The sequence below is a fragment of the Helicobacter pylori genome, from assembly GCF_015904775.1.
Taxonomy (GTDB): Bacteria; Campylobacterota; Campylobacteria; order Campylobacterales; family Helicobacteraceae; genus Helicobacter; species Helicobacter pylori_DM.
Genome location: NZ_JADZNC010000004.1, coordinates 40134 through 66563, shown reverse-complemented (window position 1 = coordinate 66563; position 26430 = coordinate 40134). Strand labels below are relative to the sequence as shown.

Here is a 26430-nt window from a genome sequence, read left to right as displayed (position 1 = left end):
CCACTATATTTAACACTTAGGATTTTTAATGAGCATGCAAACCGCCCCAATTAAAAAGATCACTCTCAACCACCTCCAAGCTAAAAAAAATCAAGAAAAAATCATCGCCATTACCGCTTATGATGCGCTGTTCGCTCAAATATTTGATCCGCTAGTGGATGTGATTTTGGTGGGCGATAGTTTGAATATGAGTTTTTTCAACCAAAACGACACTTTAAGCGCGAGTGTAAAAATGATGCTCTATCACACCAAAGCCGTGTGTGCGGGCGCTAAGACTCCTTTTATCATCACAGACATGCCTTTTGGAAGCTATAAAGATGAAAAAACAGCCCTAAAAAACGCCATCAGAGTTTATAAAGAAACCCAAGCGAGCGCGATCAAACTAGAGGGAGGGAAAGAAAAAGCGAAACTGGTTAAAACGCTCACTGATGAGGGCGTTATCGTGGTAGGGCATATCGGCTTAATGCCCCAATTCGTGCGTCTTGATGGAGGTTATAAGATTAAGGGCAAAAATGAAGAGCAACAAAAAAAACTTTTAGAAGACGCCTTGAGTTTAGAAGAAGCCGGGGCGGGTTTGTTGGTTTTAGAGGGCATAACCGCCCCTATCGCTCAAAAAATCACGCAAACAATCAAAATCCCCACGATCGGCATAGGGAGCGGTAAAGATTGCGACGGGCAGATTTTAGTGTGGAGCGATATGTTAGGCTTTTTTGATAGTTTTAAGCCTAAATTCGTGCGAGAATACCTCAAAGGGAAAGAATTGGTTCAAAACGCTATCAAGCAATACGCTGATGATGTGAAAAAGGGAAACTTCCCTAACGAGTTAGAAAGTTATCATTAAATGAAAGAACGGATAGTCAATTTAGAAACTTTGGATTTTGAAACTTCTCAAGAAGTGAGTTTGCGCCCTAATCTTTGGGAAGATTTTATCGGTCAAGAAAAGATTAAAAGCAACTTGCAAATTTCTATTTGCGCGGCTAAAAAACGCCAAGAAAGTTTGGATCACATGCTCTTTTTTGGCCCGCCCGGTTTGGGTAAAACTTCAATAAGCCATATCATCGCTAAAGAAATGGAAACCAATATCAAAATCACCGCCGCTCCCATGATAGAAAAAAGCGGTGATTTAGCCGCCATTTTGACGAATTTGCAAGCTAAAGACATTCTTTTTATTGATGAAATCCACCGACTCAGCCCAGCGATTGAAGAGGTTTTATACCCGGCTATGGAAGATTTTAGACTGGATATTATCATAGGCTCAGGCCCAGCCGCTCAAACCATTAAAATTGATTTACCCCCTTTCACCCTCATCGGCGCTACCACTAGAGCCGGAATGCTCTCTAACCCCTTAAGAGACAGATTTGGTATGAGTTTTAGAATGCAATTTTATAGCCCTAGCGAACTAGCTCTCATCATCAAAAAAGCCGCCGTTAAACTCAACCAAGACATCAAAGAAGAAAGCGCTGATGAAATCGCTAGAAGGAGCAGAGGCACGCCAAGGATCGCTTTAAGGCTTTTAAAAAGGGTGCGCGATTTTGCGCTAGTCAAAAATTCAAGCTTGATGGATTTAAACATCACTTTGCATGCTTTGAATGAATTAGGCGTGAATGAATTGGGCTTTGATGAAGCGGATTTGGCGTATTTATCTTTGTTGGCTAACGCTCAAGGAAAGCCGGTGGGTTTGAATACGATTGCAGCGTCTATGAGAGAAGATGAAGGCACGATTGAAGATGTGATTGAGCCTTTTTTACTCGCTAATGGTTATTTAGAGCGCACCGCTAAAGGCAGAATCGCCACGCCTAAAACCCATGCGCTTTTAAAAATCCCCACTTTAAACCCCCAAACTTTATTTTAATCTTGTTTAGAAAGAAAATTACACTACAATAACGATAAAATTTTAAAGGGTGTAAAAGCAGGTTATTATGTTTGGCATGGGCTTTTTTGAAATCCTTGTGGTGTTGGTTGTAGCGATTATTTTTTTAGGGCCAGAAAAATTCCCCCAGGCGGTCGTGGATGTGGTGAAGTTTTTTCGTGCGGTTAAAAAAACGCTCAATGACGCTAAGGACACTTTAGATAAAGAAATCAATATTGAAGAAATCAAAAAAGAAACCCTAGAGTATCAAAAGCTCTTTGAAAACAAAGTGGAGAGTCTTAAAGGCGTTAAGATTGAAGAATTAGAAGACGCTAAAGTGACTGCGGAAAAGGAGATTAAAAGCATTCAGGATTTGATGCAAGATTACCAAAAAAGCCTAGAAAACAACGCACCCCCTAACCACTCCAATAAAGAAGTTTCCAATGAAGAAGTCTTAAATGAAGAAGTTTCAAGCGATGAATCTCCTAAAGAAGTCCAATTAACAACCGATAACAACGCCAAAGAACACGACAAAGAAAAAGAGCATGTTTGAAGATTTAAAACCGCATTTACAGGAATTAAGAAAGCGTTTGATGGTTTCTGTGGGAACGATTTTAGTGGCGTTTTTGGGGTGTTTTCATTTTTGGAAAAATATTTTTGAATTTGTTAAAAATTCTTATAAAGGCACGCTCATTCAGCTCTCCCCTATTGAAGGGGTCATGGTAGCGGTTAAAATCAGTTTTTCAGCCGCTATCGTCATTTCCATGCCCATTATTTTTTGGCAATTGTGGCTCTTTATCGCTCCAGGCCTTTATAAGAATGAAAAAAAAGTGATTTTGCCTTTTGTGTTTTTTGGGAGCGGCATGTTTTTAATTGGGGCGGCGTTTTCTTATTATGTGGTGTTCCCTTTCATCATTGAATACTTAGCCACTTTTGGGAGCGATGTGTTTGCGGCTAATATTTCTGCGTCCAGTTACGTGAGCTTTTTCACACGCTTGATTTTAGGCTTTGGCGTGGCGTTTGAACTGCCTGTTTTGGCGTATTTTTTAGCCAAAGTGGGCTTGATTACCGATGCGAGCTTGAAAGCGTATTTCAAATACGCTATTGTAGTGATTTTTATTGTAGCAGCCATTATCACTCCCCCTGATGTGGTGAGTCAAATCTTTATGGCGTTACCCTTAGTGGGGCTTTATGGGCTTTCTATTTTAATCGCCAAAATGGTCAATCCGGCTCCTAAAGACAACGAAAATAATAACGAAAATGATAACGAAAATAACACCAAAGAGAATACAAAGAGCGAGTCGTAGTTGAAAGAATTTGATCTAGAAAGCTATGATTATTATTTGCCTAAGGAATTGATCGCCAACTACCCCATTTTGCCCAAAGAAAAGGCTAAATTGCTCGTCTATGAAAGGCGTTCGCAAACAATCACGCACACCACTTTTGAGCATGTTTTAGACTTTTTCCCTAAAAACGCCCTTATTGTGTTGAACGACACTAAAGTGATGAAGGCCAGGCTTTTTGGATCTAAACATGCCTTTTTGCCATCAAAAACGACTGAAGTGTTTTTCCACCGCTTTTTTAAAGGCAACACCGCCCTAACTCAAATCAAGGGTAAGATCAAAGCGGGGGATAAGATCTTCTTTGATGCAAATTATTACGCTGAAGTTTTGGAATTGCTTCATAACGGCCAGCGCTTGATCGCTTTTTATGACAATCAAACCCCCTTAAATCAAGAAAATATCTTAAAGCTTTTAGAGCAATACGGACATATGCCCTTACCTCCTTATATTAAAAGAGCGGATGAGAGTTTGGATGCACATGAATACCAAAGCGTGTTCGCTAAACACATCGGCGCGGTGGCTGCCCCTACGGCGTCATTGCATTTTTCTCAAAATACCTTAGAAAAATTATTGAAAGATTTCAAGCACGCTTTTTTGACCTTGCATGTGGGAGCTGGGACTTTTCTTAGCGTAGAAACTAAGGACATTAGAGAGCATCAAATCCATACAGAAGTTTTGCATATTCCTAAAAAGAGCCAAGAAATTTTGCAAGAATCCCAAGAGATTTTATGCATCGGCACGACCGCTTTAAGGAGCGTGGAATACTTTAAGCGTTTAAAAAACCCTAATCAAGAATCGTTTGAATGCGATATATTCTTGCATCTTGCCAATCCTATTCAGCATGTCAATCACTTGCTCACTAATTTCCATTTGCCCAAATCAAGCCTTTTAATGCTTGTAAGCGCGATGATAGGCTTAGAAAAAACCAAAGAAATCTACAAAATAGCCATAGAAAAGAAGTATCGTTTTTATTCTTATGGCGATGGGATGCTGATTTTATGAACCCCTTATTGCAAGATTATGCGCGCATCCTTTTAGAATGGAATCAAACGCACAACTTGAGCGGCGCGAGGAATTTAAGCGAGTTAGAACCCCAGATCACAGACGCTCTAAAGCCCTTAGAATTTATCAAAGATTTTAAAAGCTGCTTGGATATTGGGAGCGGGGCGGGACTTCCTGCTATCCCTTTAGCCCTTGAAAAACCTGAAGCGCAATTCATTCTTTTAGAGCCAAGAATAAAAAGAGCGGCTTTTTTAAACTACCTTAAAAGTGTTTTGCCTTTAAAAAATATTGAAATCATTAAAAAGCGTTTAGAAGATTATCAAAATCTTTTACAAGTGGATTTGATCACTTCTAGAGCGGTCGCTAGCTCTTCTTTTTTGATAGAAAAAAGCCAACGCTTCCTAAAAGATAAGGGGTATTTTTTATTCTATAAAGGCGAGCAGCTAAAAGATGAAATCGCTTGTAAAGACACTGAATGCTTTATGTATCAAAAACGAGTTTATTTTTACAAATCAAAGGAAAGTTTATGTTAATAATTTTAATCCCCTTGCTCATTATTGTGTGGATTTTATGGCGTTTGTTTTTGAGGCAAAAACCCCACAAAGACGACCCCAAAGACAACCACTCTTACACGCAACAAACCCCCAAAGAATTAGAAGATCACATGATTGTATGCTCTAAATGCCAAACCTATGTCTCTAGCAAAGACGCTATTTACAGCGGAGCGGTAGCCTATTGCAGTGAAACTTGTTTGAAAGATAAGAGATAAAAATGCTTATTTTAGGACACCCTTTAATCCCTAGTGCTCGTTTTGTTTTCATTAAAGACACCGATGCTATTCATTCCAGCACCAATAACGATATAGTGTGTTTTGAAGCGCACCCAAAAAATTTGGAATTAGCTAAGTATTGCTGTGAAAATAGCGTCCATTTTAGCGTAATCTTTTTATCGCACAAGATAGAAACGGACGCCTTTTTTTTATTCAACGCTTTCAAACCGCTCTATTGTATTTTTAAGGATATTAAACAAGCCATACTCGCCCAACAACACGCCACGAATTACTTGTTAGATAGCAAAATCTTGTTTTCTATGGATTTAAACGATACAGAGTTGTGGGAAATTTGTGCTAAAAGTCAGATTGATGGCGTGATTTCTAAAGACTCACTCCTTTTAAAATAAGCCCTTTTTAAACAAATCTTAGTTATAATAAACCCTTTTTAAGGGGAGATGTCCGAGTGGTTGAAGGAGCACGCCTGGAACGCGTGTAAGGTGCAAGCCTTCGAGGGTTCGAATCCCTCTCTCTCCGCCATTTAAAAATGCCACGAATGCGAAACAAAAAACAAAAAGCTCCTTTCAAACAAGCTGCTCCTTTCAGGGGTTAGAAAGATTTTCATGCCAATTTCCACATCCACCTTATGGTACAAAACGATCGTGCGAAACTGCACCCCAAATTTCCCGATAGCCCTGAAATAAGTGTTACGAAAATTGAAATCTTTTAACGAATCCCAAGTGTTCACCACCAAATCTTTGACTTTATTGTTGAGTATCCATGTGTTGGCGGCCAGTTGCAAGCCAAAGAAAAAAGCCCAGCGGTTGATAGGGTTTTTAGCGTAGGCGACCATAAAATCCCCTCCCACCCCATAAGTGAACATGTTCGCCTGCAAAGTAGAGTCATTATTAAAAAGCACATTGCCATAATCTATAAAGAAATAATACCTAGAATAAGCCCAATCGTTTTTAGGATTCACTTCATAGCCTTGAAGGATTGAAGCCCCTTGTAAAAGCTTGTTAGTGTTTAAAGGGCGCATAAACACCGTGCCTATTTGATAAGAAGAAGACATGTAACTCAAATTTTCAGCATTTAAAATATTTAAAAAACTTATACCCAGCATTAAAATTCTTAAATAATACACTTACTTGTAAAATCCTTGTCTTTCTTTTTTCAAACCATCCAATGACCCTTTATCGTGCTCAAAAGTTATTTTATTACTTTTAAACGATTATGATAGCAAACAAACTGAATTTTTTTACAAATGAGAACGCTCATTAAACGCTCCATTTAGCCAATGATTATTGTTGGTCAAGGTAATTTTAATCAAAACATGCTATTATTTGGAATGATTTATTATTATAAGGCGTTAGAGACGCTTTGGCTGTTTAAAAAGAGCCTAATTTAAATGCAATCTTAAAAGGAGAAGCGCTTTGAAACTACTGGTAGTAGATGATAGCTCAACTATGAGAAGAATTATTAAAAACACACTTTCACGCTTAGGCTATGAAGATGTTTTAGAAGCTGAGCATGGGGTGGAAGCTTGGGAGAAACTAGACGCTAATGCGGACACTAAGGTGCTTATTACAGATTGGAACATGCCTGAAATGAACGGCTTGGATCTCGTTAAAAAGGTGCGCTCTGATAGCCGTTTTAAAGAAATCCCTATTATCATGATCACCACAGAGGGCGGTAAGGCTGAGGTCATTACGGCTTTGAAAGCGGGCGTGAATAACTATATTGTGAAGCCTTTTACCCCCCAAGTTTTGAAAGAAAAATTAGAGGTTGTTTTAGGGACAAACGATTGAGTGTTAAAGCCAATGTATTATGAGTTTTTCTTTATCTTCCCTAAGGAGCGAGAGCTTTTTGAGAGCTTTCTTTTAGACGCCACGCATCTAGCCTTAGAAGAATCAAGCTTAGAAAATTTAAAAGCGTTTGACGATGAAGAAACCATTGAATTTGTAAGCCAATCCAGTTGGCGTTATTTCGCCACTCATAACCCCCTAAAAGAAAATTTAAAAGAAAAACCCCCACATCTCAAAAATTTCGTTATTTTACGCTCTGAAAAAAATTTGAGCGATTCGCTTTTTCCGGCGTTAGAAGCGTTTTGTTTGAACTTAAAGCAAAACCTGCAAAGTGAGTTTGATTTTTTCTACCTTTCACGCAATCTGGCTTCAAAAGACTGGCTAGAAGCCTACAAACAAGCTGTTTTACCGGTGCGATGCGCCAAATTTTACATACACCCTAGCTGGCATCAAAAACCAAGCCATGCCGCTATAGATGATAGCATAATGATTGATCCGGCTTTGGCCTTTGGATCAGGCCATCATGAAAGCACTTCTATGTGTTTGGAACTGCTCTCTGACCTTGATTTAAAACGCAAAAACGCTTTAGATGTGGGTTGTGGGAGCGGGATTTTAAGCATCGCTTTAAAAAAACAAGGCGTTAGCGCTTTAGTAGCTTGCGATACGGATAGTTTAGCCGTTGAAGAAACCCTAAAAAATTTTAGCTTGAATCAAATACCCCTATTAGCGCAAGATAAGGTCATTTATGGCTCTACGCAAAAAATTGAAGGGCGTTTTGATGTTATTGTGGCGAACCTTGTCGCTGATGTGATTAAGAGTTTGTATAGTGAATTTGTGCGGCTTTGTAACCACACTCTTATTTTATCAGGGATTTTAGAAACCCATTTAAACTCTGTTTTACAGATCTATTATAATGGATTTGAGGTTTTAGAACAGCGACAGCGTAACGAATGGGTCGCTCTAAAATTGCTTAAAAAACAACCAATAAATTAAGGATTATAATGAAACCAACGAACGAACCTAAAAAACCTTTTTTTCAAAGTCCCATTATCCTTGCGGTTCTTGGAGGGATTTTACTCATTTTTTTTCTGCGCTCTTTCAATTCTGATGGCAGTTTTTCGGACAATTTCTTAGCTTCTAGCACTAAAAATGTGAGCTACCATGAAATCAAACAGCTCATCAGCAATAATGAAGTGGAAAATGTGAGTATCGGTCAAACTTTGATCAAAGCCAGCCATAAAGAGGGCAACAATCGTGTGATTTATATCGCTAAACGAGTGCCTGATTTGACCTTAGTGCCTTTGTTAGACGAGAAAAAAATCAATTATTCTGGTTTTAGCGAGTCTAACTTTTTTACGGACATGTTAGGGTGGCTCATGCCTATTTTAGTGATTTTAGGGCTATGGATGTTTATGGCAAACCGCATGCAAAAAAATATGGGTGGGGGTATTTTTGGCATGGGGAGTGCGAAAAAACTCATTAACGCTGAAAAACCCAATGTGCGTTTTAATGACATGGCAGGCAATGAAGAAGCCAAAGAAGAAGTGGTAGAAATCGTAGATTTCTTAAAATACCCTGAACGATACGCTAATTTAGGGGCCAAAATCCCTAAAGGCGTGTTATTAGTGGGGCCTCCAGGAACCGGTAAAACCCTTTTAGCAAAAGCGGTAGCCGGCGAAGCGCATGTGCCGTTTTTCTCTATGGGAGGGAGCAGTTTTATTGAAATGTTTGTGGGATTAGGGGCAAGCAGGGTTAGGGATTTATTTGAAACCGCTAAAAAACAAGCCCCTAGCATCATTTTTATTGATGAAATTGATGCCATAGGTAAAAGCCGAGCGGCTGGAGGCGTGGTGAGCGGGAACGATGAAAGAGAGCAAACCTTAAACCAACTCTTAGCCGAAATGGATGGTTTTGGGAGCGAAAATGCGCCTGTGATTGTCTTAGCCGCAACGAACCGCCCCGAAATCTTAGACCCGGCGTTAATGCGTCCAGGGCGCTTTGACAGACAGGTTTTAGTGGATAAGCCTGATTTTAATGGCAGGGTAGAAATCTTAAAAGTGCATATTAAAGGCGTGAAACTCGCTAACGATGTGAATTTGCAAGAAGTCGCCAAACTCACTGCAGGGCTTGCAGGAGCGGATTTAGCGAATATCATCAATGAAGCCGCGCTTTTAGCAGGAAGAAACAATCAAAAAGAAGTCAAGCAACAGCATTTAAAAGAAGCGGTTGAAAGAGGGATTGCAGGGTTAGAAAAGAAAAGCAGGCGCATCAGTCCTAAGGAAAAGAAAATCGTCGCCTACCATGAAAGCGGGCATGCCGTGATTTCTGAAATGACTAAAGGGAGTGCTAGGGTGAATAAAGTTTCTATCATTCCAAGGGGCATGGCGGCTTTAGGCTACACCCTTAACACGCCTGAAGAAAACAAATACTTGATGCAAAAACACGAACTCATCGCTGAAATTGATGTGCTTTTAGGCGGGAGAGCGGCTGAAGAAGTCTTTTTGGAAGAAATTTCTACCGGTGCGAGCAACGATTTAGAAAGAGCGACTGATATTATTAAAGGCATGGTGAGTTACTACGGCATGAGCAGTGTCAGTGGGCTTATGGTGTTAGAAAAGCAACGGAACGCCTTTTTGGGAGGTGGTTATGGAAGCAGTAGGGAATTTAGCGAAAAAACCGCAGAAGAAATGGATCTTTTCATTAAAAATTTGCTAGAAGAGCGCTATGAGCATGTCAAACAAACCTTGAGCGACTATAGAGAAGCGATTGAAATCATGGTCAAAGAATTGTTTGACAAAGAAGTCATTACAGGCGAAAGGGTGCGTGAAATCATCAGCGAATACGAAGTTGCCAACAATTTAGAAAGCCGTTTGATCCCTTTAGAAGAGCAAGCGAGTTAAGAGTGCGGGCTTGCAAACAGATTTTTGATAAGGGTTTAAAGCCTTATGATAAACATTCTGTTTGTTTAAAGCTTTTTTTTAGGTTTTGTTTTCTAAAAACTCATGCTTACCAACAGCACTATAAAGCGTTCGATCTGACGCTCTTTTCTTGTAAGTTTTTTAACGCTTGCAAGATTTTTCTTCCCGTAATTGGTTTTGAAATCGTTTTTATTCCTATTCTAAAAGCCAAGTTAAAAAGAGTCTCTAATGCCTATTAACCCTCTCTATCTTTTCCCTAATCTTTTTACCGCTAGCAGTATTTTTTTAGGCATGATGAGTATTTTTTACGCTTCCAGTTACCAATTTGTCATGGCATGCTGGTTAGTGGTAGCGAGCCTTATTTTAGACGGACTTGATGGGCGTGTCGCAAGGCTTACCAACACCACTAGCAAGTTTGGTATTGAATTTGACTCCTTAGCTGATGTAATCGCTTTTGGGGTAGCCCCGAGCTTAATCACTTACTTTTATGTGGGGTATAACTTTGGGCGCATAGGCATGGCGGTGAGTGCGTTGTTTGTGATTTTTGGAGCGATACGATTGGCACGATTCAATATCAGCACCAACACAAGCGACCCCTATTCTTTCATCGGTATCCCCATTCCTGCGGCGGCGGTATTGGTGGTGCTTTGCGTGTTATTGGATAACAAATACCATTTCTTAGAAGGCAATACCGAAAAGTTATTTTTAAGCTTTATTGTCTTGTTGGGGGTGCTTATGGTGAGCAATATCCGCTACCCTAATTTTAAAAAAGTCAAATGGAATCTCAAGCTTTTCATCTTAGTGTTGATTTTTTTATCGTTAGTGTTTGTGCGCCCTTTAGAAGCTTTAAGCGTGTTTATGGGGCTGTATTTGATTTATGGCATCATTCGGTGGCTCTTTTTAATGGTAAAAATTATTTTTAATAAAAATAAAAGCGCATGAAAGAATCTTTTTACATAGAGGGAATGACTTGCACGGCGTGTTCTAGTGGGATTGAACGCTCTTTAGGGCGTAAAAGTTTTGTGAAAAAAATAGAAGTGAGCCTTTTAAATAAGAGCGCTAACATTGAATTTAACGAAAATGAAACCAATTTAGACGAGATTTTTAAACTCATTGAAAAACTGGGTTATAGCCCTAAAAAAACTCTAGCGGAAGAAAAAAAAGAATTTTTTAGCCCTAATGTTAAATTAGCGTTGGCGGTTATTTTCACGCTTTTTGTGGTGTATCTTTCTATGGGGGCGATGCTTAGTCCTAGCCTTTTACCTGAAAGCTTGCTTACGATTAACAACCATAGTAATTTTTTAAACGCTTGCTTACAGCTTATAGGCACGCTCATTGTCATGCATTGGGGGAGGGATTTTTACATTCAAGGGTTTAAAGCCTTATGGCACAGACAACCCAACATGAGCAGCCTTATCGCCATAGGCACAAGCGCTGCCTTAATTTCAAGCCTGTGGCAATTGTATTTGGTCTATGCCAATCATTATACCGATCAGTGGTCTTATGGGCATTATTACTTTGAAAGCGTGTGCGTGATTTTAATGTTTGTGATGGTGGGCAAACGCATTGAAAACGTTTCTAAAGACAAAGCCTTAGACGCTATGCAAGCCTTGATGAAAAACGCCCCAAAAACCGCCCTTAAAATGCAAAATAACCAACAGATTGAAGTTTTAGTGGACAGCATTGTGGTGGGGGATATTTTGAAAGTCCTCCCTGGAAGTGCGATTGCGGTAGATGGCGAAATCATAGAGGGCGAAGGGGAATTAGATGAGAGCATGTTAAGCGGCGAAGCGTTACCGGTTTATAAAAAAGTCGGCGATAAAGTCTTTTCAGGGACATTCAATAGCCACACGAGTTTTTTAATGAAAGCCACGCAAGATAACAAAAACAGCACCTTGTCTCAAATTATAGAAATGATCCATAACGCTCAAAGCTCAAAGGCAGAGATTTCTCGCTTAGCGGATAAGGTTTCAAGCGTGTTTGTGCCAAGCGTGATCGCTATCGCTGTTTTAGCGTTTGTGGTGTGGCTCATCATCGCGCCTAAGCCTGATTTTTGGTGGAATTTTGGAATCGCTTTAGAAGTGTTTGTATCGGTTTTGGTGATTTCTTGCCCTTGCGCTTTAGGGTTGGCTACGCCTATGAGTATTTTAGTGGCGAACCAAAAAGCGAGTTCTTTAGGCTTATTTTTTAAAGACGCTAAAAGTTTAGAAAAAGCAAGGCTAGTCAATACGATCGTTTTTGATAAAACCGGCACGCTCACTAACGGCAAACCTGTCGTTAAAAGCGTTCATTCTAACATAGAATTATTAGAGCTATTGAGTTTAGCGGGCAGCATTGAAAAGAGCAGCGAACATGTCATTGCTAAAGGGATTGTAGAATACGCCAAAGAGCATAACGCTCCCTTAAAAGAAATGAGTGAAGTTAAAGTGAAAACGGGTTTTGGCATCAGCGCTAAAACAGATTATCAAGGCGCTAAAGAGATCATTAAAGTGGGTAACAGCGAGTTTTTTAACCCTATTAACACGCTAGAAATTAAAGAAAATGGGATTTTAGTGTTTGTGGGTAGAATGATTAATGAAAAAGAAGACGAGCTTTTAGGGGCGTTTGTTTTAGAAGATTTGCCCAAAAAAGGCGTGAAAGAGCATATCGCTCAAATCAAAAATTTAGGCATTAACACCTTTCTTTTAAGTGGGGACAATAGGGAAAATGTCCAAAAATGCGCGTTTGAATTAGGGATTGATGGTTATATCAGCAACGCTAAACCACAAGACAAGCTCAATAAGATCAAAGAGCTTAAGGAAAAAGGGCAGATCGTGATGATGGTGGGCGATGGCTTGAATGACGCTCCTAGCCTTGCTATGAGCGATGTGGCGGTGGTGATGGCTAAAGGGAGCGATGTGAGCGTGCAAGCAGCGGATATTGTGAGCTTTAACAACGACATTAAATCGGTTTATAGCGCGATTAAATTAAGCCAAGCGACCATTAAAAATATCAAAGAAAATTTGTTTTGGGCTTTTTGTTATAATAGCGTGTTTATCCCTTTAGCTTGTGGGGTTCTTTATAAGGCTAATCTCATGTTAAGCCCGGCGATTGCGGGTTTAGCGATGAGTTTAAGCTCTGTGAGTGTGGTCTTAAACTCCCAAAGGCTAAGGAATTTTAAAATTAAGGATCATTGAATGAAAGTTACTTTTCAAGTGCCAAGCATTACTTGCGACCATTGCGTGGATAAAATTGAAAAATTTGTGGGCGAAATTGAAGGCGTGAGCTTTATTGATGTGAGCGTGGAAAAAAAGAGCGTGGTTGTGGAATTTGACGCTCCAGCGACACAGGATTTGATTAAAGAAGCCTTATTGGATGCGGGGCAAGAAGTAATATAATAAAGGTGTGTGATATAGAAATAGTAGGTTAAAAAACGCAACATTCAAAAGGGTTATTGTCTTTGAATGCTTTGTTTGGGTGTTTTCACGCCCTTCAATGGTGATTTATCATAACAATAAGGGAAAGAAATTATCGCATTTTCCTTTTCTCATTTCCATTTTTGATACAAACGAATCTGCTTGTTCAAGCCGCTAATCACACCACCAATAAAAAAAAGGGAATTACGAGACAGATTGCTTCTGCATTGCGAACGAATAAGTTCAGAGATTTTAACAAACAATACGCATAGCTCCATCAGGTTTCATGTTGCCAACAAGGCATAAGCCCCTTATGCATTCAATAGGGACAAGAATACGGGAGTGATTATCTTTTAAGTCATTGTCTAATCGCTGTGTTAAGCTATCCATACCCTTTTGGACCCTTTTGGACTATCTCATGCATTGTTTCTAAAACACAATATTCCCTTGCTGAAAAAGAATGAGATAAACGCATGATATAAAGTCTGTTGCTTATTTTGCATAGCCTCTCTGTTAAGTCAGGTAATGATAAATCAAGATTTCTAATGTCTGGCATGACTATCCTTTATTGGCGGTTGTCATGTTATATCATGCGTTGCCTTAAAACGCTATGAGATCTTTTGGTAAGGTTTATCCATCCCTACACAAATTTCACTAGAATCATCCCGCTAAACGCATCATTTTTATAAAATTCTATGCGATAGATCCTTTCTTGCTTGTCCAATGAAAAGCGTTTTTGAAAATCTTTAAATCTAATCGTATAGCCGGCTTCATTAGGCTTACTCTCATTAGAAACGCTAAAGCCAATCACATTCGCGCGGATATTATCCATGCCATGAATATAAAAACTCTCTTTCACTTCAACCACGCTCCCTATCTTAACCATTTGATCCTTATTGTCAATTTGCATTTTCACTTCTTCTAAAGAATGATCAAATTCTATATAAAAGGGCGATAATCGTGTCATGAGCTTGTTGCCGTATTTTAAAAACACTTCTTGTTTATTTTTGACTAACCCTACAATGTAAGCGTTGCTCTCTATGGGGATTTGTGGGATTTTAGTGTTGTGGGGTAAAGGGAAATGATTGAGTTTAGGGCGCAAGTTAAAAAGGGGCATTTTAGGCAAAGAGCTGATTTTTGCCCACAAGCTTTTATCATTGATTAGGGCATGCACGCTGCTAGGGTTAAGCTCAAAATCGCGCTTAAAAGGGATATTGAGCTGATTGAGTAAGCCCTCAATGGCTTGCAAATGGTAAAACACCCTTGATGCTAAAGGGAGTTCTTTGCTGGCTTCATTAGCAAAAGCGCTCTTTTTTTGGTTGATCGCATAAAAAGTTAGGGCTTTTTGCATTTCTGTATCGCCTTGCGCAGTGCGCGTGTTTTTTAAATGATACTCTTCAATGGGGTGCAATAAATGGGCGTTGATGCTCTCAATCGTATTGTTTGCAAAAGCAAGCAAATTAGGGAATTTCGCCCCTTTAACTTCATCTTGATCAATAATAAAGCAATTCCCCCAACGCTTGGGATTGAGCGTCGCATCAATATAAATAGGGCGGTAATACCCACCGCCATCATGCAAGTGCAAGACAGCGTCTATATTGGGCTTTGCAATCAAGGATTTGATTTCTTGGATAGTGGGGTATTCAGGGTCATTCTTGTCTAAAGCGGCAAATTTGCGGTTCATATCCCCATACAAACCCCTATGATTTCTTAACATGGAAGGCTTATTCAATACGGGAACCACTTCCACCAAGCCTTTTAAAACGCTATAATGCATTAAAAACAAATTAGTTGCATTAAACCCTCCAGGCTCATCGCCTTGAATCCCTGCTAAAAGCAACAAATGGGGGGCTTTGTCTCTATCTTCTACATTTGTAGGGGCTTTTTCTATCGTTTCTATCGCATGCAAAAACACCCAAGAATACAAACCCCACACCAAAAGCCATATTTTTTTCATCCAATCTCTCTACTATTTAAAACTAAAAGATCGCTAATTATACCTAAAAACCTTTTTAAGGGTGTTTTTTAAAGTTTCCATAAAAAAGGAACGAAAAATGCTTGTGAATGATCAATTCTATTTAAAAGGTTTTTTATGGATATTTTAAAAACTCTTCAAAAACATTTGGGCGGTGTTGAAACAAGCGATTTTACAACCAATGCGATAGAAAAATCCCAACAAATCGCCAAATTCAGTAGGGACATGAAAAATATAAACGAGAGCGTTGGAGCGTTACAAGTCTTGCAAATCGCTTGCAAAAAGCTTTTCAATAAGAGCATGGGTTTAGAAGATAAAGACGCTTTGCAAGCTTCTATCATTAAACAGGAATTGCGAGAAATTGTAGAAAATTGCCAGTTTTTAGCCTCCCCTTTGTTTGACACTCAGCTCAACATTGCAATCAATGATGAAGTTTTTTCCATGATTGTGGCTAATCCGTTGGATTTATTGGAAAATGCGGGCAAGTTTCAAGCTTATTTGGAAGAAAAATTAAACGAAATTAAGGAATTATTAGGTTATTTGAGCGAAAGCCTTTCAAACCCTAAAGCCTTTATGCCAAGTTTTTCAAATAAAAGCCTTAAAGATTTGTTAAGCGATAATTTGAGGGCTTGAAATTTAGCCCTCTAGTTTAGAAAACTTGATTTTCCATAAAAAGAATGAGCCTAAAAACGCTATTATAAATAAGCCCACCAAGTAATAGCCCAAGTCTGTAAATTCCAGGCTTTGTAAGGCGTTTAAAAGGCGGTTTTCAAATTTTAAGTGGAGTTTTTCGCTAACGACTTGAAAAAGCTCAATCAAGCCGATAAAGAGCGCGATAAACACGCTTAAGGCCGTGATAGAGATATTGTAATAGATTTTTCTTAAAGGGGTTTTGAACGCCCAGTCATACGCCTTGAGCATGAACGCCCCATCTAAAGTGTCAAACAAACTCATGCCAGCGGCAAAAAGAATGGGTAAAGAGAGCATGCCCACCACACTCACTTTAATCGCGCTGCTAGAAAGGGCCAAAAGCGCGATTTCACTAGCGGTATCAAAGCCTAGCCCAAAAAGAAAACCCACAGGATAAATGTGCCACGACTTGGAGATGAAATTAAACAAGGGCTTAAAAAAGCGGTTGAGTAAGCCCCTACTCGTTAAAAGCCGTTCAATCTCTTCATTTTGTTGCTGGCTCAAGCTTTCGTTAGAGTGCGATTTTTTGAATATTTTTAATAAATCTATTAAAATAATCGCATTCAATAGCCCTATAATGAGCAAAAAAAGCCCAGAAACTAAAGTCCCCACTACCCCCCCTATTTCTTCTAGCATCGGCGTATGCTCTTTAGCCCAAGCGATCGCAAACGCGCTGATGATAGTCATTAAAATCACCACGCTTGAATGCCCCATAGAAAAGTAAAATCCCACACCATAGGCGCTTTTGCCTTGTTGGGTGAGCTTTCTAATGGTGTTGTCTATGCAAGCGATGTGATCCGCGTCAAACGCATGCTTTGCCCCTAGCATGTAAGCCATAGATGCCGCCGCATAAAACGAAGCGTTATTAGCCATAAAAAGTAACGCTAAACCCAATGCATGCAAGAACACAATCGCTAAAAAATAAGGAAACCACAATTTCACAGCACGCCTTTTGTAAAATAATATTTTTTGAATGATTGTAATATATTTTGTTAAATTAGAAAATCTTAAGTTTTGTTTTTTGTTTATTTTCTGTAGGTTGCCCTAGAAAATTTTTAAGGGGAATGAGAGATTTTGAGTTAAAATCAATCACTTCTTTTAATCTCCTATAATCTTCTTCATGTTTTTCCTTTATTTTACCTTTATCATCAATAATAATGTTTTCTTCATTCTTCTTGTTATTTGTATCCCACTTGTATTGGAAAAATTTCTGTAGTTCAAACACTTCTAAATAGGCATATAGCATATTTTTTCTTATGTTTTTAATCGGTTTATAATGTTCTTTACTTTTAATGCATTCTAAGTATCCTTCAAAACATTTAAGAAAATCATCGTGTTTAGCAATTTCTAATAATAGGGTTTCTAAATCACCATCATCTTGATTGTTAGGGAATAAAAAGATTTGTTCTTTTGGAAAATCAATCTCTTTTTCTTTGAATTCTTTACGAATATGCTTAAGCTTGTTATCAAAACCTGCATCGCTTTCTTGGTTCTCTTCTTTTATGTCTGCATCACAAATAATGTACACTTGTTTATATCTGTGGTATTCATTATTTAAAATACTCTTAATATCCTTACACAATCCATCTGAGAATAAGTTATTTTTACCTTCTACATGGAATATATCAAAATGAGCTTGATATTCCCAAACATTAAGACACCAACTTAGAAAATTTTTATCACTTTTTCCTTCTGTATAAATGAGTGTCTTTTTACTCATAATTATTTTCCTTAAACCTTTCTTTACCTCCAAAAAGATTGGTGCCATTCTTGAAATAAAGAGATAAATTTTCTCCATAATAAGGCTCTGCAACGATTAAATCATCGTATTGTTCTAAGCAAAACAACTTAGTTTGATGCGCAAAATCCTTTTCTTTGATAACTTGATTTAAAATTTCTATAAATTCTTGGTTGTGGGTAGTCATAAACACTTGCAAATTACCATCTTTGTTGTCGTTGATAAAATCAATAACACACCTTAATAATAATTTCATGCGAGAAAAGTGCAAGCCATTCTCCACTTCATCAATATAAATCGTTTTTGCATTATCAGCCATAAAAGCGCTTACAATATGCAAATATTTCTTCAAACCATCGCCAAATACAGATAGTGGGACTTTTTCTTTGATATTTTTCACTTTTAATTTGAGTTGGTTGTTAGTATTAAAGCTAATAGATTGGATATTGTTATCAAATTGATTAAGATGTTTATTTAATTCTTCTTCTAATTGGTTGTTACTGCAAATTTTACTCACCGCTTGAATCATATGAGCTTGCCTGTAAGCAACATCGCTAGGTATTATGACAGCGCTTTCAAAGGGTGAAAGTTTTTGCAATTGACTGGGTTCAAAATTCTTAAATTGCCTGTTGTAGCCTGACTGATTAGGAATTGGTGGGAAATTAGGAATTTTAGCAATATTTAAGTGATCGTTATAAATTTCCTCATTATTTTTTTTAAGAGTGAAATTAAGCTGAGAAGACATTTGAGTTTGTTCTGCTGTGGGTATTATTTGCGACTCTATTACCTTTTGGTTTTCACTGGCTATGAATTTTATTTGCAAGTCCAAGGTCTGATTGTTGTCTAAAGTTGTAACAATCTGTATTTCTTTCTCAGTGTCTAAACTATAAAACATCAAGTTCTTTGATTCTGTTTTTAAAGGCTCTTTGCGTATATTGTCATAAATTTCTGTTAGATTAGCGCATGGGTGCATGGATTTTCCCACTAAACAATACAACGCTTCTAACAAATTAGATTTACCCACATTGTTCCCACCAGTAATAATGTTGAGTTTGGTAAAACCATCAATTTGAGTGTCCTTAAAAGTCTTAAAATTTTTAATGCGAACAGACTGAATCATTGAACCCCTTTATCCAAACAGAAATTGATGCTAAATTTTCATATTATAACGCATGCGATTACGAAAAAATTTAATAGGAAATAAATAAGAAATCATAAAAATAAAAGCATTATATAAATTATTCTATTTGGATTAGTTTTTCCCACCCAAAAATTTGATCCATTCGTCTCTATCAATCAAAAGCACTTCATTAGCTTGAGCCAGTTTTTGAGCGGCGTGCGTGAAGTAGCTATTGGTGATCACGCAAGCTTTTTCGCAAGCGTAGTAAGCTTTAGAAGAGACCACCTCCTGAATGGCTTTGGGCGAAACTTTATACGAGTAGCGTTTGGCTTGAACCGCCCATTTGACGCCGTCTTTTTCTATAATCAAATCCGCTCCATAATCGCCGCTTTTTTGAGTGATTGTAACTTCAAAACCCTTTGAAGTGAAAAAGATTTTGGAATATTCTTCAAATTCAAAGCCGTTCATGGCGTCTATTTTTTGCAAAATGCGTTTGAGTTGGCGCTTCTTATACGAAGAAATAATGCCTTGAAAAAGCACTAACATGGAAAAAACGCCAAGAAGCGCGAACAATTTTAAAAGCAAATCGTTAGCCGAGGTTACTAATTTCAATTCTAAGGCTTTTTCCAATAAAACATGCCAAGCTAGATAAATCCCTACCGAAAACAAAATGACAAAAATAAAAAATGCAATCTTTTTCATGCCTTAAAGCCACTCTGCATTTTCTATAGCGTTCAAACGCTTTTCTAAACCCTCCATAAGAGAATAGTAAGCCTTATTAAGGGCCTTGATTAAAGCGTTATGATAGGATTTGTCTTCTTGGGAAAAAAGAGAGGGGTTATCGCCCAAACGATTAGCGTAATAAACAGGCACGCTGAAAGCGGTGGGGATCAAAAGGGTGTCAAACGGGCAAGCGGTTTGCGGGACGCATTCTAAAATCAAGCTCGCTTGAAGGTTTAAAAAACGCATGACAGATTTAGGGTCAGCGTTAGGCTCAATCGTCTTTTTAAGCCTTTCTTTAATGGCTTTTAAATCTTTAGGACTCTCTTCAAAAGAAAAAAAAACATTGCCTGAAACATTGAGGGTAAAAGCGCTTTTATCTTTTAAAAAATAAGCGATTTGCTGGGCGAGTGCTTTTTTAAATTCTTTTTGGTAAAAGGGCGGCACAAAATGGGCGTTAAAAAAGATTTTAGGGGGGGTTAAAGTGGAAGCGGTTTTTAAAGGGCTGTTTTTGGGGTAATCTTTATATTTTAAATGGAGCGTTGTTTTGTTGAAAAACTGACACCCTAGTAAAATAAAAATAACACCAACGCTTAAAACCCTTAGCATTCTGTCAAACGCCCATGCTCTAATTTCACATGTTTAGTGGCTAATTGGAGCGTGCTTGGGTTGTGCGAGATGAGAATGATCAAGCGATTTTGTTTCAATTCTAAAATGCTTTGTTTAACGCTCTCTTCTGTGTTATTATCTAAAGCGGAAGTGGCCTCATCAAAGATTAAAACTTGAGCGTCTTTATACAAAGCTCTTGCAATGGCGATTCTTTGGCGTTGGCCGCCGCTAAGATTAGCGCCAAATTCATCTAAAACACTCTCTATCCCATGAGGCATTTTTTCCACAAAATCTAAGGCTTGAGCTTTTTTTAGGCATTCTTTGATTTTTACCTCATCAATTTCTAAACCATATGCCACATTTTCAGCCACGCTCCCGTTAAAAATAAACACCCTTTGAGTGACGACGCTAATTTTTTCTCTCAAGGATTTTTGAGTGATGCTCTCTATTTTTTGATTATTGATGAAAATTTCGCCCTGGCTTGGCTCATAAAGGCGTAAAATCAGATTCACTAATGAGCTTTTACCGCTCCCGCTTTCGCCTTTTAGAGCGATGATTTCATTTTGTTGGAATTTCAAACTAATATCGCTTAAAACATAACGCTCTTGATTGTCTAGCGCATAAGCCAGCCATACCTTTTTAAATTCAATGGTGTGTATAGCGTTATCCAGCGTCAATTTTCCATCAACAATAGCCGGCTCTCTTTCTAAAATCTCATGGATCCTGTCGCTAGCGACTAAGGCTTCTTGAAAATTAGAAGCGATCCTAGTTAGGCGTTTGATCGGCGTATAGAACATAAAAAGGGCCGTGATGAAAGAAAAAAACGCCCCCACGCTAATATGGCCTCTAATCACTTCATTCCCCCCTAAATAAATCACTAGCGCTATAGCGATAGAGCCTAAAAACTCCATTAAAGGCGAAGAAATTTCAGCCACGGCGATGTTTTTGATACCGATTTTAAAAAACGCTTCATTTTCTTTCACAAAAGCCTTATGCTCTAATTTTTCGCCATTAGAGATTTTAATCGCTTCCACATTGTTAAAAACTTCACTCAAACGAGCGGTGATTTTGGCGTTACTCTCTTGATGGGATTTAGCGAGTTTTTTAACCTTACGAATGATTTTACTGATAGGAATGGCGGCTAGCGGCATGATGACTAGCCCCACTAACGCTAATTTAGGGCTTTGATAGATCACCACCCCCACTAATCCAACAATCGTTAGCCCCTCTCTTAGGCTCTCTGAAAGGTAATTGGACAAACTCGCTCTGATCAAACCTATATCATTGGTGATTCTTGCGATCAATTCGCCCTTTTTAGTCTTGTTAAAAAAATCCATTTCCATTTTGAGAAGGCTTTCTAACATAGTATTGCGTATTTTTTTGACAATATCAAGCCCAATAAAGTTAGTGAAATAAGTGCCTAAATACATGCCCCCACTCTTGCCCAAATACGCCAAAATCACTAAAAAAGGCAGGATTTTGAGCATGTGAGTGTCTTTATTGATAAAAATTTCATCTAAAGTGGGCTTGACTAAATAAGTCCCCCAAGCCGTGCTTAAAGCCACCACTAAAGAAGAAAATAAAACCACTATAAAACTTTTATAATGCTCTTTAAGATATTTAGAATAACGCTTGAAAAAGAGTTTCAAATGCTTAACCTTTGGATTTGATTAAACTTGTATTATAGTGTTTTTATTAAGGGATTTTTAACGCTTTAATAAACAGCTTAAAGCGATTGGTTAGAATTTGGCGCTAAGGGTTGTCATCAAATGGCTCCTGTCTGAATAAAGCGCTTTAGAGCCGGGCGTGGGTCTGTAACTCCCTACCGTAAAGCCTGAATGCGTCATCACGCCAAAATATTCTAATTTCACGCTCGCTGTCAAACTCTTGTTGATCTTATAGCCCACATTAACAGCCGCGCTCGTTTCATTGGCTAAAGCGCCGCTAGTCCAACGCCATAAAGTCCCCCACAGCCACTTTTTATGCACGCCCCCACCAAAAACCCAGCCAGAGACGGCATCAGCGGTTACCACATGGCTTAAGGCTTGCCCTATATCATAAACGCTATTGGTCCAAAAATCAATGCCTAAAGGGTTTCCTGTCGTGCCTATGTAAGCGTTTGCGTTTTTCCACACTTTATAAAACGCTCCTCCGAAATTAAATTCATTGTAATCAAATCGTTGCCTAATAAGCAAGCTTTGCCCGGCGGTACCCGCTTTCACAGCGTAACGATAAGTATCCCTTCTTAAGGGGGCATGGACAGGGAGCAAAATATAAGCTTTTGTTTCGGATCTAAAGCCCACGCCATCAAAATTAGGGTTACTATCATAGCCTACAACCACCCCAGGGCTATAATAAGTCCCAGGCGAAAATTGGAAAAAAGGGCTGACGCTAATTCCTTTTCTTTCATAAGTATAATCCACTAAATGGATACCATAATTCAAAGTGCGTCCGTTTTTAACCACGGTTCTTGGAGAGTAAAAATCATAAATCCACTCCCCATAAGCGAACGCCCTACCCCATGAGCTAAACCACCATAATTTGTGGCTTCCCTCATTTTTATCCTTAACTTTAGCGCTGATTTCAAAGCCTTGCGTGTAACCGCTCATGTAAGGAGCATTGGATTGATAACGCCCTCCTTTAGCCGTAAAAATATCCTTATAGCGGTATTCTAAAAAAGCGTTATTCATCAAATAATTACGGCGGATTTTATTGGCCCTAGCGTTCCCGCACGCTATAGAATCAATCACCTTGCCATCAGATCCAAGCGCGCACTCATGGATACTCGTGCCATCAAGCAAGGCCCTTTTACCCCCTAAATAGCCATCCCAATAACCGATGTAGTTATAAATAACCGATCCGCCTTGATTGAATTTCGTGCTATCATAAGCGACCCCACCGATTGTTCCGCCGACTTTTCCCTCTAAAACATGCCCTTGATCTTTAAGGCCTTTGGATAAAAAATCCGCATAGATATTGCCCTGCCCTACAGCGGTTACAAAAGTCTCTGTAGGATAAATCCCCCTAGCTATGTCAATCTTTTTTTTATTAAAGCCAACTTTAGAAAAGGACTCCGCTAAAACTTCAATTTTATAATCAAACGCTTGCAAAGAAGCACTCAAACTCAAAACGTATAACCCACAAAAAACTTTATTCTTTAAAGGCGCGCTATTTTTCATTTTTTCCCTTTTAATAGCCAATACATCTTAAAGACTATACAATTCTTAACTGATCTAAAAAACAAAGAAGCATAATCAAGCTATTTATTTACTTTTAATTAACTCAACTATTTTAGATTATAACGAAATTTTTTTAGTTTCATCATAAAATGAGAGAGAGTAAATCAAAATTTAATCAAAGTGGGATTTTTGCACTGTTTTACAACCAGACTCATTTTCTTCATACAAAAACTCTTGTGAAACTCTTATATTGATTTTAAACAATGCTAAAAGCCTTTTTTAAGTTTTTAAAATTTAATTTATTAGCAAAAACTCCAACACCGCCATGCGCATTGCTACGCCATTTTTGACTTGCTCTAAAACTTTAGATCGCTTGTCTTCTAACACCGCACTTTCTATATCAATATCCCTATGCACCGGGCCTGGGTGTAAAATAATGATCTCTTTATTTTTAGCGTGATCATCTAGGCGTTGTTGGGTGATGCAATAAGCGTTGCCGTAATCTTTCAAGCTCGCAAAAATGGGCGCGTTGTGCCGTTCGGTTTGGGTCCTTAAGCTCATTAAGATGTCAGCAAATCCTATCGCTTCTTCAACATTATGCGTCGTTTTTAAAGAAGTGGTAGGGAGCATGGAGCTTGGAGCACACAGCATGATCTCAAGCCCTAGCCTTTGGAGTAATTTAATGTTGCTATTAGCCACTCTGGAATTTTTCACATCGCCTATGAAAGCGATTTTCTTCCCTTTTAAATTTTCCAAACTGCCAAAATGCCGATAAAGGGTGAGCAAGTCTAATAAGGCTTGGGTAGGGTGAGCGCTTGTGCCGCTTCCTGCGTTAATCAAGGGGCATTGTGAAAATTCGGCTAATTTAAAAGGTGCGCTTGAAAAAGCATGCCGTGTGATAATAGCGTCAGGCTGCATGGCATGGATATTTTTAAAAGTGTCTATCAGAGTTTCACCCTTTGAAGTGGAGCTCGTTTGCATGTTTAATTTCACTATTTTTGCCCCTAACCTCAAGCTTGCGATTTCAAAACTAGACACCGTTCTGGTGGAATTTTCAAAAAATAAAGCCACGATGATTTTATTGTGCATTTTTTCTTTCGTTTCTAAAGATACAGCGTTAAAATCGTTCGCATAAACGCTCGCTTTGTTCAATAAAAGCTTGATTTCATCTAGGCTTAAATCGCTGGTTTGGAGCAAGTGTCGGCATTTTTTTGGCATAAAACCCCCTTTTAGTTATAATATAGGTTTTATTTTAGCTAAAAATGGCATGGATTTTAGCAAGGAATGGGCTTGAAAAATCTCTCAACACTTCTGGTGTTTTTATTCTTCTGTTTGGGGTGTGTGAGCAATTTTAATGAAGACACTTACACGCTAGACTTAGTGTTAGAAAAAAAGATCCAAGCCAGCAGAAAAGGCGAAATCACCCAAGATAATGTGCCTATCATCACGGCTATCGCTACGCATTTAAACGATGTGGATAGCGGCACTTACTATGATCATGAGTATTTTTTAGTGGAGATTTTCACGCAAAATAACGACTGGATAGATGATGGCTATATTTCTTATGAACTTTTTGGCACAAAACCTACAGGATCAGAGCCTTTATGGGTGCGAGAAATCACAAAAGATGAATTTGATGGCATTTTAGAAACCACGAATCGCTGGAGCAGAGCCTTTTTACTCGCTTTTGACAAATTGGATTATTTAGCGGTGCAAGAAGCCAAACTAGAGCTTGATGCCTATAGTTTAGGCAAGATTGTTTTTAATTTCGCTTATCAAGTCCCCTTACCTCAATTTTAATGCGATTAGATTACGCCTTATTCAACCAGCATTTAGCAAATAGCAGAGAAAAAGCTAAAGCGTTGGTTTTAAAAAATCGGGTTTTAGTCAATAAAATAGTGATCTCTAAACCCTCTTTTATCGTTAAAGAGGGTGATCAAATTGAATTAATCGCTACCAATCCATTCGTTAGCAGGGCTGGGGAAAAATTAGGGGCTTTTTTAGAAAATCACTTTATAGATTTTAAAGAAAAGGTTGTTTTAGATGTGGGAGCGAGCAAGGGGGGCTTTAGTCAAGTGGCTCTTTTAAAAGGGGCTAAAAGGGTGCTTTGCGTGGATGTGGGGAAAATGCAATTAGATGAGGGTTTGAAAAACGACCAACGCATAGAATGTTACGAAGAATGCGATATTAGAGGGTTTAAAACGCCAGAAAAAATTGATTTAGTGCTTTGTGATGTGAGCTTTATTTCTTTATATTGTATTTTAGAAGCGATTGTGCCTTTAAGCGATGAATTTTTGGCGCTTTTCAAACCGCAATTTGAAGTGGGCAGAGCCGCAAAACGCAATAAAAAGGGGGTGGTGGTGGATAAAGAAGCCATTTTAAACGCTTTAGAAAACTTTAAAAACCATTTAAAAACAAAGGATTTTCAAATCTTAAAGATCCAAGAAAGCTTAGTGAAAGGGAAAAACGGGAATGTTGAATTTTTTATCCATTTCAAGCGAGCCTAAGATTAAAAGCTTAGCTATCGGTAAATTTGACGGCTTGCATTTAGGGCATCAAGCCCTTTTTAAGGAATTAAAAGATCCTAAAGCCCTTTTAATCATAGAAAAAAAACATTACACTAAGGGCTATTTGACCCCCCTAAAATACCGCGCTAAACTCGTTAAAATGCCTTTATTTTTTGTGTATTTAGAAGAGATTTCACAATTAAATGCCCTAGAATTTTTAGAGCTTTTAAAAAAGAAATTCCCCAACTTAGAACGCTTGGTGGTGGGCTATGATTTCAGGTTTGGGCATGGAAGACAAAATGACGCTTTATTTTTAAAAGAGCGTTTTGAAAAAACCATTATTGTGCCTGAAGTGAAAATCCAAAATATTAGCGTGCATTCTAAGATGATCAAACTAGCCCTAAGTCATGGCGACTTACTTTTAGCCAACAAGCTCTTAGGCAGGCCTTATGAAGTGTGTGGGGAAGTCATTAGCGATCAAGGCTTAGGGCATAAAGAATTAGCGCCTACTTTAAATATCAAAACTAAAGATTTTATCCTCCCTAGTTTTGGGGTGTATGCGAGTTTAGTGAAAATAAAAGATCCAATTTATCAAAAAAGCGTGAGTTTTATAGGCAATCGCTTGAGCACGGATCAACATTTCGCCATAGAATGCCATGTTCTTGATACTATCATAGAAAACCCGCCTAAAGAAATCGCTTTGCGTTGGGTTCAAAAAATACGAGACAACATGCGTTTTTCTTCGTTAAAAGAGCTTAAAAATCAGATCCAACAAGACATCTTAAGAGCCAAAGAGATTTTGAGATAATTT

31 protein-coding genes and 1 tRNA gene are annotated in these 26430 nt (G+C 38.4%); 20 read left to right on the top strand and 12 right to left on the bottom strand.

Features of this window, described 5'->3' with window-relative positions:
• Window positions 1–28 precede the first annotated feature (28 nt).
• From panB to I6852_RS03570, 9 genes are all read left to right on the top strand, one after another.
• Window positions 29–841 carry a 3-methyl-2-oxobutanoate hydroxymethyltransferase gene (gene panB, locus I6852_RS03610; protein WP_197291398.1) on the top strand — a complete coding sequence of 271 codons (813 nt, stop codon included), beginning with the start codon at window positions 29–31 and terminating at the stop codon, window positions 839–841.
• Window positions 842–1852 carry a Holliday junction branch migration DNA helicase RuvB gene (gene ruvB, locus I6852_RS03605; protein ID WP_197291399.1) on the top strand — a complete coding sequence of 337 codons (1011 nt, stop codon included), beginning with the start codon at window positions 842–844 and terminating at the stop codon, window positions 1850–1852.
• A 67-nt stretch (window positions 1853–1919) separates the two neighbouring features.
• Window positions 1920–2402: a Sec-independent protein translocase protein TatB gene (gene tatB, locus I6852_RS03600; protein WP_120808799.1), complete on the top strand. Its 483-nt coding sequence runs from the start codon at window positions 1920–1922 to the stop codon at window positions 2400–2402.
• Window positions 2395–3156 (top strand): twin-arginine translocase subunit TatC, encoded by a 762-nt coding sequence (gene tatC / locus I6852_RS03595; protein ID WP_187899302.1) that lies wholly within the window; start codon window positions 2395–2397, stop codon window positions 3154–3156. The genes tatB and tatC overlap by 8 nt, the downstream gene beginning before the upstream one ends.
• Entirely contained in the window at window positions 3157–4194 is a 1038-nt protein-coding gene (gene queA, locus I6852_RS03590; protein ID WP_197291400.1) for a tRNA preQ1(34) S-adenosylmethionine ribosyltransferase-isomerase QueA, read from the top strand.
• Window positions 4191–4727, top strand: coding sequence for a 16S rRNA (guanine(527)-N(7))-methyltransferase RsmG (gene rsmG, locus I6852_RS03585; RefSeq protein WP_197291401.1), 537 nt, complete (start codon window positions 4191–4193; stop codon window positions 4725–4727). The genes queA and rsmG overlap by 4 nt, the downstream gene beginning before the upstream one ends.
• The gene (locus tag I6852_RS03580) at window positions 4721–4963 is read left to right on the top strand and encodes a PP0621 family protein (RefSeq protein WP_197291402.1); all 243 of its coding nucleotides are present in this window, start codon (window positions 4721–4723) and stop codon (window positions 4961–4963) included. The genes rsmG and I6852_RS03580 overlap by 7 nt, the downstream gene beginning before the upstream one ends.
• Window positions 4964–4965: 2 nt before the next feature.
• Window positions 4966–5373, top strand: coding sequence for a hypothetical protein (locus tag I6852_RS03575; RefSeq protein WP_197291403.1), 408 nt, complete (start codon window positions 4966–4968; stop codon window positions 5371–5373).
• 42 nt (window positions 5374–5415) lie between these two features.
• A tRNA-Ser gene (locus I6852_RS03570) sits at window positions 5416–5503 on the top strand.
• A gap of 1 nt (window position 5504) precedes the next feature.
• Here the strand turns inward: I6852_RS03570 and I6852_RS03565 are convergent.
• Window positions 5505–6086 (bottom strand): outer membrane protein, encoded by a 582-nt coding sequence (locus tag I6852_RS03565; RefSeq protein WP_231626113.1) that lies wholly within the window; start codon window positions 6084–6086, stop codon window positions 5505–5507.
• A gap of 310 nt (window positions 6087–6396) precedes the next feature.
• Here I6852_RS03565 and I6852_RS03560 point away from each other — a divergent pair, with 310 nt between their 5' ends.
• From I6852_RS03560 to copP, 7 genes are read left to right on the top strand one after another with little or no spacing between them, the layout of a single operon-like run.
• On the top strand, window positions 6397–6771 hold the full coding sequence (locus tag I6852_RS03560) for a chemotaxis response regulator CheY (protein WP_000772151.1): 375 nt from the start codon (window positions 6397–6399) through the stop codon (window positions 6769–6771).
• A gap of 12 nt (window positions 6772–6783) precedes the next feature.
• Window positions 6784–7761: a 50S ribosomal protein L11 methyltransferase gene (gene prmA, locus I6852_RS03555; RefSeq protein WP_197291441.1), complete on the top strand. Its 978-nt coding sequence runs from the start codon at window positions 6784–6786 to the stop codon at window positions 7759–7761.
• Between the two features lie 8 nt (window positions 7762–7769).
• Window positions 7770–9668 carry an ATP-dependent zinc metalloprotease FtsH gene (gene ftsH / locus I6852_RS03550; RefSeq protein WP_120857179.1) on the top strand — a complete coding sequence of 633 codons (1899 nt, stop codon included), beginning with the start codon at window positions 7770–7772 and terminating at the stop codon, window positions 9666–9668.
• Window positions 9669–9670: 2 nt separating this feature from the next.
• The gene (locus I6852_RS03545; protein WP_197291405.1) at window positions 9671–9925 is read left to right on the top strand and encodes a hypothetical protein; all 255 of its coding nucleotides are present in this window, start codon (window positions 9671–9673) and stop codon (window positions 9923–9925) included.
• The gene (gene pssA, locus I6852_RS03540) at window positions 9915–10628 is read left to right on the top strand and encodes a CDP-diacylglycerol--serine O-phosphatidyltransferase (RefSeq protein WP_001122192.1); all 714 of its coding nucleotides are present in this window, start codon (window positions 9915–9917) and stop codon (window positions 10626–10628) included. The genes I6852_RS03545 and pssA overlap by 11 nt, the downstream gene beginning before the upstream one ends.
• Window positions 10625–12862 carry a copper-translocating P-type ATPase CopA gene (gene copA, locus I6852_RS03535; RefSeq protein ID WP_197291406.1) on the top strand — a complete coding sequence of 746 codons (2238 nt, stop codon included), beginning with the start codon at window positions 10625–10627 and terminating at the stop codon, window positions 12860–12862. The genes pssA and copA overlap by 4 nt, the downstream gene beginning before the upstream one ends.
• A complete protein-coding gene (gene copP, locus I6852_RS03530) occupies window positions 12863–13063 on the top strand; it encodes a copper-binding metallochaperone CopP (RefSeq protein ID WP_150180673.1) in 201 nt (66 codons plus the stop codon).
• Between the two features lie 149 nt (window positions 13064–13212).
• Here copP and I6852_RS08270 read toward each other — a convergent pair whose 3' ends face one another.
• The 3 genes from I6852_RS08270 to csd4 form a co-directional block, all read right to left on the bottom strand.
• Window positions 13213–13344, bottom strand: a complete 132-nt coding sequence (locus tag I6852_RS08270) for a hypothetical protein (protein ID WP_414735870.1) — start codon at window positions 13342–13344, stop codon at window positions 13213–13215.
• 119 nt (window positions 13345–13463) lie between these two features.
• Window positions 13464–13637, bottom strand: coding sequence for a hypothetical protein (locus I6852_RS08265; protein WP_197292972.1), 174 nt, complete (start codon window positions 13635–13637; stop codon window positions 13464–13466).
• Between the two features lie 84 nt (window positions 13638–13721).
• Window positions 13722–15038, bottom strand: a complete 1317-nt coding sequence (gene csd4, locus I6852_RS03515; protein ID WP_197291407.1) for a DL-carboxypeptidase Csd4 — start codon at window positions 15036–15038, stop codon at window positions 13722–13724.
• Window positions 15039–15173: 135 nt separating this feature from the next.
• Between csd4 and I6852_RS03510 the strand changes: the two genes are divergently transcribed.
• On the top strand, window positions 15174–15689 hold the full coding sequence (locus I6852_RS03510; protein ID WP_197291408.1) for a flagellar FLiS export co-chaperone: 516 nt from the start codon (window positions 15174–15176) through the stop codon (window positions 15687–15689).
• A gap of 3 nt (window positions 15690–15692) precedes the next feature.
• Here I6852_RS03510 and I6852_RS03505 read toward each other — a convergent pair whose 3' ends face one another.
• The 8 genes from I6852_RS03505 to pyrB all read right to left on the bottom strand — a co-directional run bounded on the left by I6852_RS03505 (window position 15693) and on the right by pyrB (window position 24330).
• Window positions 15693–16688, bottom strand: coding sequence for a HoxN/HupN/NixA family nickel/cobalt transporter (locus tag I6852_RS03505; protein WP_197291409.1), 996 nt, complete (start codon window positions 16686–16688; stop codon window positions 15693–15695).
• A 55-nt stretch (window positions 16689–16743) separates the two neighbouring features.
• A complete protein-coding gene (locus I6852_RS03500; RefSeq protein ID WP_197291410.1) occupies window positions 16744–17466 on the bottom strand; it encodes a DUF3226 domain-containing protein in 723 nt (240 codons plus the stop codon).
• Window positions 17459–18604, bottom strand: a complete 1146-nt coding sequence (locus tag I6852_RS03495) for an AAA family ATPase (RefSeq protein ID WP_197291411.1) — start codon at window positions 18602–18604, stop codon at window positions 17459–17461. Before I6852_RS03495 ends, I6852_RS03500 begins: the two co-directional genes overlap by 8 nt.
• Window positions 18605–18736: 132 nt before the next feature.
• The gene (locus tag I6852_RS03490) at window positions 18737–19306 is read right to left on the bottom strand and encodes a restriction endonuclease (RefSeq protein ID WP_197291412.1); all 570 of its coding nucleotides are present in this window, start codon (window positions 19304–19306) and stop codon (window positions 18737–18739) included.
• Window positions 19307–19309: 3 nt separating this feature from the next.
• Window positions 19310–19933 (bottom strand): neuraminyllactose-binding hemagglutinin family protein, encoded by a 624-nt coding sequence (locus I6852_RS03485; RefSeq protein ID WP_120930008.1) that lies wholly within the window; start codon window positions 19931–19933, stop codon window positions 19310–19312.
• Complete coding sequence (locus I6852_RS03480; RefSeq protein WP_197291413.1) at window positions 19927–21582, bottom strand: ABC transporter ATP-binding protein; 1656 nt, start codon at window positions 21580–21582, stop codon at window positions 19927–19929. The genes I6852_RS03485 and I6852_RS03480 overlap by 7 nt, the downstream gene beginning before the upstream one ends.
• 90 nt (window positions 21583–21672) lie before the next feature.
• On the bottom strand, window positions 21673–23112 hold the full coding sequence (gene hofB, locus I6852_RS03475) for an outer membrane beta-barrel protein HofB (RefSeq protein WP_197291414.1): 1440 nt from the start codon (window positions 23110–23112) through the stop codon (window positions 21673–21675).
• Between the two features lie 294 nt (window positions 23113–23406).
• The gene (gene pyrB / locus I6852_RS03470; protein ID WP_197291415.1) at window positions 23407–24330 is read right to left on the bottom strand and encodes an aspartate carbamoyltransferase; all 924 of its coding nucleotides are present in this window, start codon (window positions 24328–24330) and stop codon (window positions 23407–23409) included.
• Window positions 24331–24396: 66 nt separating this feature from the next.
• On the opposite strand from pyrB, the gene I6852_RS03465 reads away from it, so the two are divergent.
• Genes I6852_RS03465 through I6852_RS03455 form a run of 3 tightly spaced genes read left to right on the top strand, consistent with a single transcriptional unit; the run spans window position 24397 to window position 26427 of the window.
• Complete coding sequence (locus I6852_RS03465; RefSeq protein ID WP_000523534.1) at window positions 24397–24912, top strand: hypothetical protein; 516 nt, start codon at window positions 24397–24399, stop codon at window positions 24910–24912.
• Entirely contained in the window at window positions 24912–25619 is a 708-nt protein-coding gene (tlyA, locus tag I6852_RS03460; protein WP_197291416.1) for a 23S rRNA (cytidine-2'-O)-methyltransferase TlyA, read from the top strand. The genes I6852_RS03465 and tlyA overlap by 1 nt, the downstream gene beginning before the upstream one ends.
• Window positions 25585–26427, top strand: a complete 843-nt coding sequence (locus I6852_RS03455) for a bifunctional riboflavin kinase/FAD synthetase (RefSeq protein ID WP_197291417.1) — start codon at window positions 25585–25587, stop codon at window positions 26425–26427. The genes tlyA and I6852_RS03455 overlap by 35 nt, the downstream gene beginning before the upstream one ends.
• Window positions 26428–26430 lie beyond the last annotated feature (3 nt).